Source organism: Kitasatospora sp. NPDC002040, from assembly GCF_040296785.1.
Classification (GTDB): Bacteria; Actinomycetota; Actinomycetes; order Streptomycetales; family Streptomycetaceae; genus Kitasatospora.
Map to the genome: position 1 here is coordinate 1 of NZ_JBEOXV010000023.1, position 12,035 is coordinate 12,035.

Annotated in this window: 17 protein-coding genes; 9 read left to right on the forward strand and 8 right to left on the reverse strand. The window is 73.1% G+C overall.

The window, feature by feature from the left end:
• The 4 genes from ABT118_RS29825 to ABT118_RS29840 all read left to right on the forward strand — a co-directional run.
• On the forward strand, nucleotides 1-206 hold a 206-nt coding region (locus ABT118_RS29825), incomplete at its 5' end, for a TetR/AcrR family transcriptional regulator C-terminal domain-containing protein (RefSeq protein ID WP_350675614.1).
• A gap of 96 nt (nucleotides 207-302) precedes the next feature.
• Nucleotides 303-653 (forward strand): hypothetical protein, encoded by a 351-nt coding sequence (locus ABT118_RS29830; RefSeq protein ID WP_350675616.1) that lies wholly within the window; start codon nucleotides 303-305, stop codon nucleotides 651-653.
• On the forward strand, nucleotides 650-901 hold the full coding sequence (locus ABT118_RS29835) for a hypothetical protein (protein ID WP_350675618.1): 252 nt from the start codon (nucleotides 650-652) through the stop codon (nucleotides 899-901). Before ABT118_RS29830 ends, ABT118_RS29835 begins: the two co-directional genes overlap by 4 nt.
• A 71-nt stretch (nucleotides 902-972) precedes the next feature.
• Nucleotides 973-1,296, forward strand: a complete 324-nt coding sequence (locus tag ABT118_RS29840) for a hypothetical protein (protein WP_350675620.1) — start codon at nucleotides 973-975, stop codon at nucleotides 1,294-1,296.
• Nucleotides 1,297-1,552: 256 nt separating this feature from the next.
• Here ABT118_RS29840 and ABT118_RS29845 read toward each other — a convergent pair whose 3' ends face one another.
• Complete coding sequence (locus ABT118_RS29845) at nucleotides 1,553-1,768, reverse strand: DUF6243 family protein (RefSeq protein ID WP_350675808.1); 216 nt, start codon at nucleotides 1,766-1,768, stop codon at nucleotides 1,553-1,555.
• A gap of 286 nt (nucleotides 1,769-2,054) precedes the next feature.
• Between ABT118_RS29845 and ABT118_RS29850 the strand changes: the two genes are divergently transcribed.
• Together ABT118_RS29850 and ABT118_RS29855 are read left to right on the forward strand one after the other, a co-directional pair.
• Entirely contained in the window at nucleotides 2,055-2,258 is a 204-nt protein-coding gene (locus tag ABT118_RS29850) for a hypothetical protein (protein ID WP_350675622.1), read from the forward strand.
• 53 nt (nucleotides 2,259-2,311) lie between these two features.
• Nucleotides 2,312-2,578, forward strand: coding sequence for a hypothetical protein (locus ABT118_RS29855; protein WP_350675624.1), 267 nt, complete (start codon nucleotides 2,312-2,314; stop codon nucleotides 2,576-2,578).
• 39 nt (nucleotides 2,579-2,617) lie between these two features.
• Here ABT118_RS29855 and ABT118_RS29860 read toward each other — a convergent pair whose 3' ends face one another.
• The gene (locus ABT118_RS29860; RefSeq protein ID WP_350675626.1) at nucleotides 2,618-4,447 is read right to left on the reverse strand and encodes an amino acid adenylation domain-containing protein; all 1,830 of its coding nucleotides are present in this window, start codon (nucleotides 4,445-4,447) and stop codon (nucleotides 2,618-2,620) included.
• A 101-nt stretch (nucleotides 4,448-4,548) separates the two neighbouring features.
• Between ABT118_RS29860 and ABT118_RS29865 the strand changes: the two genes are divergently transcribed.
• A complete protein-coding gene (locus ABT118_RS29865; RefSeq protein ID WP_350675628.1) occupies nucleotides 4,549-4,902 on the forward strand; it encodes a VOC family protein in 354 nt (117 codons plus the stop codon).
• Nucleotides 4,903-4,983: 81 nt separating this feature from the next.
• Here the strand turns inward: ABT118_RS29865 and ABT118_RS29870 are convergent, their stop codons facing one another.
• The 4 genes from ABT118_RS29870 to ABT118_RS29885 all read right to left on the reverse strand — a co-directional run bounded on the left by ABT118_RS29870 (nucleotide 4,984) and on the right by ABT118_RS29885 (nucleotide 8,132).
• Entirely contained in the window at nucleotides 4,984-5,874 is an 891-nt protein-coding gene (locus ABT118_RS29870) for a Gfo/Idh/MocA family protein (protein WP_350675631.1), read from the reverse strand.
• Nucleotides 5,875-5,919: 45 nt separating this feature from the next.
• Nucleotides 5,920-6,588 (reverse strand): O-methyltransferase, encoded by a 669-nt coding sequence (locus ABT118_RS29875; RefSeq protein ID WP_350675634.1) that lies wholly within the window; start codon nucleotides 6,586-6,588, stop codon nucleotides 5,920-5,922.
• A 104-nt stretch (nucleotides 6,589-6,692) separates the two neighbouring features.
• Nucleotides 6,693-7,379, reverse strand: coding sequence for a DedA family protein (locus tag ABT118_RS29880; RefSeq protein WP_350675637.1), 687 nt, complete (start codon nucleotides 7,377-7,379; stop codon nucleotides 6,693-6,695).
• A gap of 138 nt (nucleotides 7,380-7,517) precedes the next feature.
• Nucleotides 7,518-8,132 carry a TetR/AcrR family transcriptional regulator gene (locus tag ABT118_RS29885; RefSeq protein WP_350675640.1) on the reverse strand — a complete coding sequence of 205 codons (615 nt, stop codon included), beginning with the start codon at nucleotides 8,130-8,132 and terminating at the stop codon, nucleotides 7,518-7,520.
• A gap of 115 nt (nucleotides 8,133-8,247) precedes the next feature.
• On the opposite strand from ABT118_RS29885, the gene ABT118_RS29890 reads away from it, so the two are divergent.
• Nucleotides 8,248-9,387, forward strand: a complete 1,140-nt coding sequence (locus ABT118_RS29890; RefSeq protein ID WP_350675642.1) for an FAD-dependent oxidoreductase — start codon at nucleotides 8,248-8,250, stop codon at nucleotides 9,385-9,387.
• A gap of 35 nt (nucleotides 9,388-9,422) precedes the next feature.
• Here ABT118_RS29890 and ABT118_RS29895 read toward each other — a convergent pair whose 3' ends face one another.
• Nucleotides 9,423-10,208 carry a class I SAM-dependent methyltransferase gene (locus ABT118_RS29895; protein ID WP_350675644.1) on the reverse strand — a complete coding sequence of 262 codons (786 nt, stop codon included), beginning with the start codon at nucleotides 10,206-10,208 and terminating at the stop codon, nucleotides 9,423-9,425.
• Between the two features lie 95 nt (nucleotides 10,209-10,303).
• Here ABT118_RS29895 and ABT118_RS29900 point away from each other — a divergent pair, with 95 nt between their 5' ends.
• Entirely contained in the window at nucleotides 10,304-10,966 is a 663-nt protein-coding gene (locus ABT118_RS29900; protein WP_350675646.1) for a class I SAM-dependent DNA methyltransferase, read from the forward strand.
• On the opposite strand, the gene ABT118_RS29905 is transcribed toward ABT118_RS29900, so the two are convergent.
• Entirely contained in the window at nucleotides 10,941-11,927 is a 987-nt protein-coding gene (locus tag ABT118_RS29905) for a DUF4190 domain-containing protein (RefSeq protein WP_350675647.1), read from the reverse strand. The genes ABT118_RS29900 and ABT118_RS29905 overlap by 26 nt on opposite strands.
• Between the last annotated feature and the right edge of the window lie 108 nt (nucleotides 11,928-12,035).

Sequence of the window (12,035 nt, forward strand, 5' to 3'; positions counted from 1 at the left end):
GGATCATCGGCAAGGAGGGCCGCAACATCCGCGCCTTCGAGGCCGTCACCGGCGTCAACCTGGTGGTGGACGAGACCCCGGGCGTGGTCCAGCTCCCGATGCTCGCCCGCCGCGTCCACGAGGCCGAAGAACCCGACCCCGACGCGGAGTTCGCGTTCGGCTTGGAGTGCGTGCTCGACGGTCTCGCGGCCCGCTTGGGCCGCTGACCGTGCAGTACGGCCACCGGTTCAGGGCAGGACCGCCGTCTGCGCCCGTACGCCCCGTTGCCGTACGGTGCTTCTGGCAGCCGAAGGAGGTACCACGTGAGCGCCCAGCCCATCCACGGTCCCGAGCTGATCCCGCAGCCGGCCCGCACGCCCATGGCCCTGTACGAGGCGGTGGCTGCCCTCATGCCGAACCGGCTGGCCGAACTGACCGCAGACCAGGCCCGGGCGATGACGGAGGCGGTCGACAAGGGCAGTCTCAAGCCCCTGCTCCGCTTCACCGCGAAGTGGGCGGTGGAGGTGGAGATCGCCCGGCACCCGCAGACACTTGCCGAGCTGCACCGGGCCGAGTACCTCGCCAACCACGCGGAGACCCTGGAAGAACGGCGCAACCAGGCGGCTGTGGCCGGCGCCATCGCAAGCGCTGCCGCGGAGGCGGTGCACGGGTGACCTGGGCCTGGGAGTACAACCCGGACGAGGCCGGCGTCATCGCTGGCGCACCGCTCGCCTTCGTGGCCCAGGTGGAGAAGAAGGCCGACGAGATCGTCCGTGCCGCCGCCGCGCTCTACCTGGACGGCACCACCTACCAAGGAGCCGGCGAGAAGATGAAGACCGCCGACGTCGAGGACGGCATCCTCTGGTACCTGGTCATCCCGCGCGACGAGCGCGTCTACCTCCTCCGCGTCCAAGCCCTCTAGTGCTGTGACCGCATAGGTTCGCCGGGTTGGTCAGCCGAGACAGGGCCAGCGGTCTTGGGTAGCCTCGCCCCGTGGTGGATCAGGAGCAGTACGTCCGGTATCGGGAAGACTCGAAGGTGCTGGCAGCGATCGGGGAGCATGTCGAGACCCAGGTCGGCCGGGTCACCGTTCGGCTGCCCAGGGCCGTGGCCGAGGCCGCGGTGGATGCGTGGGAGCGTGACGAGCTGAGTGGGCTCGCTCCCGAGTCCCATGAGCAGTACATGGTGCGGGACCGGGCCGCGGAGCTGGCGTTCATCGGTCTCGCGATCTCGCAGCACGGTCGCTGGGAGGGCGAGGAGGTCGTGATCGACCTCGATGTCGCCTCCGCTGGGGCGGCCTTGAGGGCGTCGCAGTAGTCAGGCCGCCCCGACGACCGGCCGGCCGGCCGCCCCAGCGGAGGCCCTTCTCGCCGCGCGATCAGCAACCCGGCGCACCTATGCGGTCACAGCACCAGGCCGACCCACCACCCCTCCCAGGGGCGCAAGCTGAACTACTGGTGCAGCTCAAGGCTGCGACGACGACGCGGTGGTCCGCCGGGTCCTGCACCGGACCGACCCTGCCAGGGACGGCACAGGACCGTCCGGTGCAGTGTCGCTCCGAGGTGGCGGTGCGTCAGCTCTGTGCGGTGTCGTCGCCTGCCTGCTCGGCGCCGTCAACTGCGCCTTCCTTCTCGCGAATCTTGCGCACCAGCTCCGCCTTCCGGTCGGCCGCACCCTGGCGGTCGAGGTTGCGGTGCGGGCCGTTGTTCGCCCGCTCGGTGCGGGACAGCCTCTTCCGCTGGCCACCACCCATGCCCACGGGGTTGTTGATGTTCTTGCTCACGGTGATCGGTTCTCCCGGTAATCATCGATGGGGACGGGTGGTGACATCGAAGTATGTCAGCCGGGGTCCATCACACTCGCACTCGTAGATCGGCGCCCGACTGACCACCGCCTTCGCCGCGAGCTTGCACGGAATCGGCGAGGAACTGCCGCGCGTCGTGGGCCGGGATCCGAGGATCCTGACCGAGGCGCAGCAGGAGATCCGCTTGCCGCAGCGGCACCTGGGCGGTAGCCGAGCGATTTCCGGGCGAAATTGACCGGCGCGGTCGAACGGCCGTCGGTACGGTCACCCCATGGAAGAACTGCCTGCGAGCGTGGACCGCCACATCCTGGACCACAAGATCGTCCTAACGCTCAAGACGATCATGGACGCGTCCGGCTGCACCCTCCACGAGGCGATCGACATCTTCGGGGTGCGGTACGAGGAGCTCCGCCGCGACCGACCGGACGACTTCCAGGTGAGCCGTGAGGAGTACGGACGCAACGTCTACACCTGACCTGCGGCCTCCCTGCCGTTCAAACTCGGAGACCCCCAGTGGATGAAGCCAGGATGCAGCGCATCGCCGCCATGAGCGAGGCCGCGCGTCCGACCTGGGAAGCAACCCGTGACCCTCATCTGCTCCAGCAGTTCCTCAAGGATCACGACTGCCACGGCGTGGACGCGGTACTCGCCACCACGAAGGTCATGGACTGCGGCCTCCGCGAAGCTCAGGCCGCGTTCTTCACCGCACCCTGCCGGGCAGCGGAGCTGGAACTCCACAACCACTTCCTGGACGCTCTCGAAAGCACCGCTGACGACGTGGCCGTCCGCGACTGATCCGCCCCTGGCCCCCGAGGCCGCGGCGGAGAGAGCTGCTCAGGTCGGGTACGGCCAGGTGAACCCGAGCTCCTCCGCACGCTCGCGGCTGCCGGCGTACACCCGCGCGTAGGACTTCGGGTCCTCCTCGGCCAGTCGGCGGAGCGCGGCGGCAGCCTGCGCCTCGGGCGGGGTCCCGTCGTCGCGGAGGTCCCAACAGAACTGGAGCGGGCGGTCGGGTCGGTCCGGCTTCCCGGCGGCCAGGCCCGGCTGGTACCAGAAGGTCACCACGGCGGTGTCGGGGTCCTCGGAGTGGCTGCTGATCCACCCCCGGGACGCGTCCCACCGGGTCAGCAGCTCCGGCCGTTCGATCAGCCCGGCCTTGATCAGGCGCGCCACCGTCCGGGCCCGCCAGGACCAGGAGCAGTCGGCCTCCGCGCGGGCGATCTCCTGGTCGTAGGCCGCGGCGTCGAACCGGCGGGCGGGCGGCCCGACCAACGGTAGCCGGGAGGACGGAGTGGCCTCCGACCAGCGCCAGTTCTCCCACACCACCTGGTCGCCGTCCCGCCGGACGGTGACGTACAGGGCACCGCAGCACTCCTCGACGCAGGCGGCCTCGGCGAGCCGGACCTCGCGGGGCTCCGGCCCCGCCCGCAGCCCGCCCTCGTCCAGCAGGTCGTCGGGCCTGGTGGCGGGGCCGAGGCCGAAGAGGGCCGGGACCACCGGGCGACCGTCGATGAGGATGCGGGTCTCGACCGGGTTCCGGTCCGCCGGGTCGCCGGACACCACCTCGATCCGCAGGCCCTCCGGCGCGGCCGGGAGGTCGAACGGCCGCCGTCCGGTCCGGTGCAGCCAGCGCGCCCGCCGCCGCTGCTCCGGCTCCTGGGCGTCGGTGTCCGCCACTGCCCGGCGCGGCTCGGCGAGCAGCCGGCCGAGGTGGTCCAGCAACTCCTCCCGCCGGCCTGACGGCCAGTCGAGCAGCACGCCGGTCCCACTGCTCAGGTCCAGCGCGAGCGAGAGCAGCAGGGCCGCGTGGTCGAGCGTGGGCGCCAGCAGAGCGGCCCGGGTGACGACGGTGTCGTACAGCCTGAGCGCGTCGTGGTAGCCGAGCAGATCGTCCGGGTCGTCGCGTGAGCACCCCATCCGTACGAGCAGCCGGCCCGCCACGGCGAGCAGATCCGCGTCGGCGGGGTACTCGTCGAGCAGGTCGGGCAGTTGGGCGGTCGCCGCCATCCGGCGCGCGGTGGCGCTGCCGACGACGCGGGGCGTCAGCGGGACGGCGAGCAGCTCCGCCCGGACGGCCTGCCGGTCTCCGGTCCGCACCGCACGGACCAGCGGGCGGAGTTCCTGTTGGCGTCTGTTGACGGCCAGCCAGATCTCGGCGGCGCAGGGGGGATCAAGGACGTCCAGGACCGCGATCGCGGGGCCGGTGAACTCGCGGAACAGGCCGAGAACGGCCAACTCCTCGACGTCCCCCGGCTCGCCGACGCGCAGCAGCAGGGCGAGGCCCGCGGTCACGGCAGGCACGGACGTACCGGACCGGGTCAGCCCCCGTGCCAGGACCCGGACCGCCTCCGTCCGCCCGGCCGGCAGTGGCAGCGCCGCGACCAGTCGCCAGACCAGGTGCCGGTGACGGTCCTGGAGCCCGCAACGGTCGAAGCGTCGCTGCAGCTCGGCGGGGTCGTCCGGCAGCGGCTCCAGCGCCTCCCGGATGCCGTCCACGGCCTCCTGCCGGGACAGCGGGTCCGCGCCCGCCGGGCGCGCGCCCGCGAGCGACCGGTAACCGGGCCGTCGCGGGCCTCCGTCGGGGGCTGCGCGCAGCAGGCTCAGCGCGAGGTCGTACAGGGCGGGCGGACAGGTGAGCGCCTCGCGCTCGTCCCGGGCGGTCACCGGCTGGGGTGGTACTCGATTCCACAGGTCATGCGCGCAGCGTGCCAGGCCGGTTCGCGTCTGTCGACGGAATTTCGGCCCGGTCCTGGCAGGATGGCGGCATGGAACGTGTGCTTGGACTCGGCGGATACTTCCTGCGGGCGGGCGACCCGGCGGCCCTGGGTGCGTGGTACCGCGACTGCCTGGGGCTGGACGCCGACGAGCACGGCCTGTGGCGCCCGGAGGCTGGGGTGACGGTGTTCGCGACCTTCGAGTCGGACACCGACTACTTCGGCTCCCGGACCCAGCAGACGATGCTCAACTTCCGGGTCCGCGACCTGGACGCGATGCTCGCCCAACTCCGCGCCAAGGGAGCGGACGTGGCCGAGGAGACCCAGGACATGGCGGGAGTCGGCCGGTTCGGCTGGGTCACCGACCCCGAGGGGAACCGGATCGAACTGTGGCAGGCCGGCTGACACCGGCCTCGATCGGACCGACCTCACCAGGTCACGGGTCCGCACCGAGCCCGCCGCCTCAGCCCGGAACGACCCACCCGATCACGGCTTCCGCAGCGAGCGCTCCGCCTCGGCCAGCAGCTCGACCACCCGCAGGCCGAAGGCCGCGTCGCACGGGTGCGCGGTGCCGTCCGCCGCCGAGCGGAGCAGCGCCGAGACCGCCCGCCCGTAGGCGACCTGAGGGTCCTCGCTCCGGTCCGGCATCACCAATCGCCCGGCGTCGCCGCGGAGTTCGACCACCACACCCTCGACGGCCGCCCGCACCGGGGTGGTCAGACTGAGCGTCAGGGTGCTGGACGCGCCGCCGGTGTGCCGCAGCACCAGGTGCACGGTGTCCAGCGGCCCGGCCACGGCGGTGACCTCCGTGGCGTCGCCGAGGACGGGCAGCAGCATCGAGAGCGCGTGCGGGCCCACGTCCCACAGGGCGCCCTTCTCCCGGCGCCAGGGCGAGTCCGCGTACGGGCTGCCGCTGTCGGCGGCGAAGACCGAGCCGAACCACTCCGCCCGGGCGGTGAACCAGCCGCCCCGCTCGGCCTGTTCGGCCAGCCAGGCGGCCTGGGCGGCGCCGAACCGGAGGGTGAAGAAGACCACCGAGGCGACCTGCGCCTGCCGGGCCGCGTCCACCACGGCGCGGGCCTGGTCCACCGTCAGGGCGACCGGCTTGTCCAGCAGCAGGTGCTTGCCCGCCCCGGCGGCCCGGACGGCGTACTCGGCCTGCACGGCCGGGGGCAGCGCGATCGAGACCGCGTCCACCTCGGCGAGCAACTGCTCGACGTCGGCGAACGCGGGCACGCCGAACCGGTCCGCCAACTCCCCCGCCGCCTCGGGCCGCCGGCCCCACACCCCGGCGAACTCCGCCTCCGGATGGGCGGCCAGGGCGGGTGCGTGCACCCGCTGCGCCCAGGGCCCGGTGCCCAGCAGTCCGATCCGCATCCCTGACTCCTCCTCAGCCCGTCCGACGCCCGGCCCCGCTGTGCCCTAGCGCTCCACCCGGATCAGGGTGAAGCCGTCGTACCCCTTGGTCCCGACGGTCTGGACCGAGGTCGCCGTGACCCGGTCCGAGGCCGCCAGCTGGTCGTGCAGCCGGCGGGTGCCGAGCACGCTCGGGTCGGTGCTGTCGGCGTCGGCGACCGCGCCGCCGCGCACCACGTTGTCGACCACGATCAGCGTGCCCGGGTGCGAGTGCTCGATCGCCCAGGCGACGTAGTCCGGGTTGCTGACCTTGTCCGCGTCGATGAAGTAGAAGTCGAACGGCTCCACGCCCTCGGCCGCCAGCGCCGCCAGCGTGTCGGCGGCCCGGCCCAGCCGGACCTCCGCCTGCTTGCCCAGACCGGCCAGTTCGAGGTTCTGCCGGGCGACCTCGGCGTGCCCGGGGTCGATCTCCAGGGTGATCAGCTGCCCGTCGGCGGGCAGGGCCCGGCCGAGCCAGATGGTGCTGTACCCGCCGAGCGTGCCGACCTCCAGGATCCGCTTCGCCCCTGCGGTCCTGGCCAGCAGGTGGAGCATCTTGCCCTGATTGGGCGCCACCGCGATCTGCGGCAGACCGGCCGCGTCCGCCGCCGCCAGGGCGGCCGTCAGCACCTGGTCGTCGCCGATCAGCAGGTCGCTGAAGTACTCGTCAACCGTCGTCCACTGTTCCTGCGACATCGTGGTCCTCCCGTCGTCGGTGATCACCCACACACTAGTACCGCGAAAAAGCGAACCGCCGGTGAACCCCCTCGGGGTGCACCGGCGGCGGCGACGGCTGACGGTCAGTCGGCGACCGGGACCTCCACGACGGGCTGCCCGCCCGAGGTCTCCGCGACGGGCTGCCCACCCGAGGTCTCCGGGTGCTCGGCGCGGTGCTTGGCGGCCCGGCGCTTGATCACCCACGCCGACCCGATCCCGAACAGCACGGCCGCGACCAGCCCGACCCAGGAGAAGCTCTTCAGCCACTGCTCGGCCGCCTTGCCGACGGTGTAGATCAGCCAGGTGGTGCCACCGGCCCAGATGATGCCGCCGAGCACGTTGGCGACCAGGAACTTCCAGTACGGCATCTTCAGGCAGCCCGCGAGCGGCCCGGCGAAGATCCGCAGCAGGGCGATGAAGCGGCCGAAGAAGACCGCCCACATGCCCCACTTCTGGAACGACCGCTCGGCGGTGGCCAGATGGCCGGGGCCGAAGTGTTTGGGGAACTTCCGGCCGAGCTTCTCGAACAGCGGTTTCCCGCCCTTGCGCCCGATCGAGTAGCCGATCGAGTCGCCCACGATGGCGCCGATGATGGCGCAGCCCGCCACGATCCAGGGGTTGACCACGCCGCTGGCGGCCAGCACCGAGGCGGTCACCAGCGCGATCTCGCCGGGCAGCGGGATGCCCAGGCTCTCCAGCAGGATGATCCCGCCCACGAGCGCGTACACCGCGGCCGGTGGCACGTGCTCCAGCCATTGGTCGATGTGCAAGGTCGGATACCTCCGGGGCGGGACGCTCGCTCGGGGAGTGCCCCGGAGCAGGAGTGGTACGGAAAGGTACAGAAAGCCGAGGGCAGCCTAACCCGGTCGCCAGGCCCGCCCGTCAACACTCACGTTCGGGGAGCCCGGTCAGTTCCCGCCGCCGGCCAGGCCGCGGTGCAGCAGGGCGGTGAGGGTGTCGACGATCTGCGTGTCGGTGGCCCCGGGGCCCTGCTCACCGGCCGTCAGCACGGCGTAGCCGAACATCGACAGCATGCCGCCGATCGCGGCGGCGACCAGCTCCGGGTCCCCGGGCAGGGTGTGGCCCTGCTCGCGCATGTACTCCAGGTGGTCGCGGAAGACGCCGGTCTCGGCGGCGAGCGCGGCCCAGGCCCGGCCGGAGCGGGGCGGTTCGACCATCGTCGACTGGGTCAGCGCGATCACCACCGGGAGGTGGTCCCGGAAGACCTGCCAGGAGACGGCCAGGTGCTCGCGGAGCTGGGCCGGGTCGGAGAGGTCGTGCTCGCGCTGGTGCCCGTCGGCGGCGATCGCCGCGTCGGCCTGGTCGCCCATCTCCCGCAGCAGGGCCTGCAGCAGCTCGTCCTTGCTCGCGAAGTGGTCGTAGAACGAGCCGGTGGCCCGCCCGGCGGCCCGGGTGATGTCGGTGATCTTGGTGTTCAGGTAGCCGTGCTCGACGAACAGCCGCCGCGCCGCCTCCTTGAGCGCCGCCTCGGTCTCGGCCGCCCGCTCCTTGCGCACTCCCACCAGGGCACTCCTCTGTCCGCTCGGCGCCCCTCTTGACGCCGTACCGCCGGGATCAGCATACTGAGCCCGCTTTCACCGAATAAGGATTCACCGAATCAAGATTCAGGGAGTGATCATGCGCATCACCGTCATCGGCGGCGGCGTCGCCGGAGCCGCCACCGCCCTCGCCCTGCGCCGCACCGGCGCCGAGGTCACCGTCCACGAGGCGTACCAGGACCCGGCCGGAGCGGTCGGCTCGTTCATCAGCCTGGCCGCCAACGGACTGCGCGGGCTGGCCGCGCTCGGCTGCCTGCCGGAGGTGCAGCGGCGCGGCTTCGCGGTCGCCGAGCAGCGGATGTGGTCGGCCACCGGCCGGCTGCTCGGCGCGATGCCGCGCGGCCGGCTCGCCGGGGACACCCTGCGCAGCGTCACCCTGATGCGGGGTCAGCTGGTCGAGGCACTGCGGACCGAGGCCGAACGGGCCGGGGCCACCCTGCGCACCGGGCAGCGGCTGACCGGCCTGACCGAGCACGCGGACGGCGTACGGGCCGAGTTCGCCGACGGCTCCACGACCGAGGCCGACCTCCTGGTCGGGGCGGACGGCCTCTGGTCCGCCACCCGCACCCTGCTCGACCCGGCCGCGCCGGGCCCGGCGTACGCGGGGCTGTACAGCGTCTCGGGCCGGGCCGAGGGCGTGCCGGGCGACCCCTCCGTGTTCAACCTGACCTTCGGCCGCAGCGGCGCCTTCGTCCACCTCCCCGCCCCCGACGGCTCCACCTGGTGGTCGGCCCAGGTGGCCGCGCCCGAGCCGCCGGACCTGGCGGCCGTCCCTCAGGCGGACTGGCCGGACCGGCTGGCCGGGCTCTACCGCCACGAGCAGCTGCCGCTCGCGCTGCTCCGGGCCACCACCGAGGTGCACCGCCCCACCCTGATGCACACCCTGCCCGCCGTCCCGACCTGGCACAGCCGCCGGGTCGTCCTGGTCGGCGACGCCGCCCACCCGGTCGGCGCGGGCCAGGGCGCCTCGATGGCGCTGGAGGACGCCGTCGTGCTGGCCCAGGTGCTGCAGCGCGGCGGCCCGCTGGCCGAGTACGACCGGCTCCGCCGGGACCGGATCGGCCGGATGCTCAAGGCCGCCGCCGCCAACCGGGACGCCAAGACCGCGGGCCCGCTCGCCCGCCGGGTCAACGACGTGGTGCTGCCGCTCTTCTTCCGGCACTTCCACGACCGCTCCACCGCCTGGCTCTACACCCACGAACTCGGCGTCCTGGCCTGACGGTTCGCCACCCCCCGGGGACGACCGACCCGGGGTCAGCCCCGGCGCAGTGCCTCCGGCAGGCCGACCGACCCGACGATCCGGGCCCGCAGGTCGGGGAGGTCGAGCGCCAGCACCCGGAACAGCCAGGCGTGCCGGGCGATCAGCGGTACGGTCCGGGCGTCCCGCAGCAGCTCGTGCGAGCGGACGCCCCAGGGCATCGGCGGCACCCGGTACCCGCGCCGGTCGGCCCGGGCCTTCGTCGTCATGGTGCTGAACCAGCGCGGGACCACGTCGAAGAGCAGCGTCCCGCCGGGGAACCGCTCGGCGCAGCGGGCGAACAGCTCCCGTACCTCGCCGGGCCGCAGGTACATCAGCAGGCCCTGCGCCACGATCAGGACCCCGAGCTCCGGGTCCACCTCGTCCGGCCAGGCCGGGTCGGTGGCCGAGCAGGCCAGCAGGCGCTGACGCGGTTCCGGGGGCAGCAGGCGCTCGCGCAGTGCGACGGCCTCCGGCAGGTCGACGGTCAGCCAGCGGGCCCGGCCGTTGTCCACCCGCCAGTACTGGGTCTCCAGGCCGTCGCCGAGGCTGACCACGGTGCCGCGCGGGCAGCGCCGCAGGAAGTCCGCCACCTCCTGGTCGAACAGGCCGCAGCGGGCGCCCTGCATCCGGCCGGCCAGGCCCTGCCCGCTGCCGAACCGGGCGGCGAAGGGGTAGTCCAGCCGGTCGACCAGTTCGACCGCCTTGGGGTCGGGGTACCGCGTCCCGGGCCGCCGGGCCTCCCCGGCCCGGTGGTACAGCGTCCACAGCGCCGTCTCGGGAATCGCCGACAGCTCCTCCACCGCAGGTCCCTTCGATGAACCGGCCCCCGTCGCATTCTGACACCGCGTCGGGCCCCGGGCACCGAGGCGCAGCGACCGTTTGCCATCCTGGACCGATGGCGCACACCCCCGAGCACGACCCGGTCCGGCGGAGCTACGACACGGTGGCCGAGGAGTACCGGGGCCGGATCGGCGACGAGCTGGCCCACAAGCCGCTCGACCGGGCCCTGCTGGCCGCCCTGATCGAGCAGGCCGGGCCCGGCGCGCCCGTCGCCGACCTGGGCTGCGGCCCCGGCCACGTGGCCGGCTGGCTGGCGCAGCACGGCGCCCACCCGGTCGGCGTCGACCTCTCCCCCGCGATGGTCGCCCTGGCCCGCCGCGACCACCCGCAGCTGGAGTTCCGCGAGGGCGACCTGCTCCGCCTCCCGGCGGCGGACGGCGAGTTCGGCGCGGCGGTCGCCCTCTACTCGGTGATCCACCTGGCGCCGGACGAGATCCGGCCCGCCTTCGCCGAGATCCGCCGCGTCCTGCGGCCGGGCGGCCTGCTGCTGCTCGCCTTCCACCTCGGCACCGGGGTCAGGCACCTGACCGAGTGGTGGGGCCACCAGGTGGACGTGCGGTTCCACTTCCTGGATCCCGGTGCGGTCGAGCAGGACCTCACCGCCGCCGGCTTCACCGTCGAGGCCCGGCTGGAGCGCGCCCCGTACCCGCAGGAGGCGGAGACCCGCCGCGGCTACCTGCTGGCCCGCGCGGTCAGCGGGGCGGACCGGACCAGATGACGCTCTTGTGCTGCGACACGGGACCGTAGCCGTAGTCGACGGTGATCGTCTCGGCCGCGCTGTTCGGGACGGCGTACTGGAACCGGAGCTCGGCCTCCTTGCCGGGGGCGATGCTGTCCGGGAGGAACTTCTCCCGGCCGCTGCCGTCACTGATCGGGAACACCAGGCCGCCCTTGGCGTCCCGGACGAAGGGCAGCCCCGCCCCGACCAGCGAGAGCTCGGCCGGTCCGGTGTTCACCACGGTGATCGTCACCTGGATGATCACGGCGTCCTTCGGGGCCTCGAAGACGATCTCGCTCGGGACGTACCGCTCCGGCTTCGCCATCGTCACCTTCAGCCCGTCCGGGTAGGTGTAGGACCCGCCGAACGACAACTGTCGGGCCTTCTCGTCCGCGGCCTTCTTCGCCTGCTCGGCCTCGACCCGCTTCCGGTCGGCCTCCAGCCGGTTCCACTCCTTCACCTGCTCGTCCCGGGCTTTCGCCTCCCGCTCCCTGGTGGCCTGCTCCCAGGCCTTGTCCTCCGCCTGCTGCTGCTCCTTCACCCGGTACACGTGCGTCACCACGAACGCTCCGCCGCCGGCCGAGACCAGCAGCCCGGCCACGCCCAGGAGCACGCCCGCGAGCGCCATCGCGCGGTTGGCCGCCAGGCCCTTGCGCACCCGGCCCAGCCCGATCGCGCCGAAGACCACCGCGAGCACGGCCGGCAGCCAGCTCAGCCAGAACAGGACCACCAGGAAGCCGAGCACCAGCCCGACGATCCCCAGCACCAGGGCCGCGATGCCCATGCCGTCGCCGGACTGCGGCGCCGGCCCGGGGTGGGGCGCCCAGTACGGCGCACCGTAGGCCTGGCCCGGCACGGCTGACGGGGCCTCACCCTGCCCCGGGTTCGGCGCTGCCCACGGGTTGGTCTCGGCCGGTGCCTCGGCGGGCTGCGGGCTTTCGGTCGGGGCGGGATTGGTCACACGAGATCCTTCGGGTGCGTTCAGAGGTCGGGCGCCAGTTCGACGCCGACCCCGAAGTCTCTCCTGATCCGCCCGGTGGCAGCGACCCGATTTCGGTGCCCGGCCGTC

Excerpts from the sequence above, each read along its gene's own strand:
- ABT118_RS29850 (WP_350675622.1), top strand. The coding sequence starts at position 2,055 with ATGGAAGAACTGCCTGCGAGCGTGGACCGCCACATCCTGGACCACAAG.
- ABT118_RS29855 (WP_350675624.1), top strand. The coding sequence starts at position 2,312 with ATGCAGCGCATCGCCGCCATGAGCGAGGCCGCGCGTCCGACCTGGGAA.
- ABT118_RS29865 (WP_350675628.1), top strand. The coding sequence starts at position 4,549 with ATGGAACGTGTGCTTGGACTCGGCGGATACTTCCTGCGGGCGGGCGAC.
- ABT118_RS29870 (WP_350675631.1), bottom strand. The coding sequence starts at position 5,874 with ATGCGGATCGGACTGCTGGGCACCGGGCCCTGGGCGCAGCGGGTGCAC.
- ABT118_RS29875 (WP_350675634.1), bottom strand. The coding sequence starts at position 6,588 with ATGTCGCAGGAACAGTGGACGACGGTTGACGAGTACTTCAGCGACCTG.
- ABT118_RS29890 (WP_350675642.1), top strand. The coding sequence starts at position 8,248 with ATGCGCATCACCGTCATCGGCGGCGGCGTCGCCGGAGCCGCCACCGCC.
- ABT118_RS29900 (WP_350675646.1), top strand. The coding sequence starts at position 10,304 with ATGGCGCACACCCCCGAGCACGACCCGGTCCGGCGGAGCTACGACACG.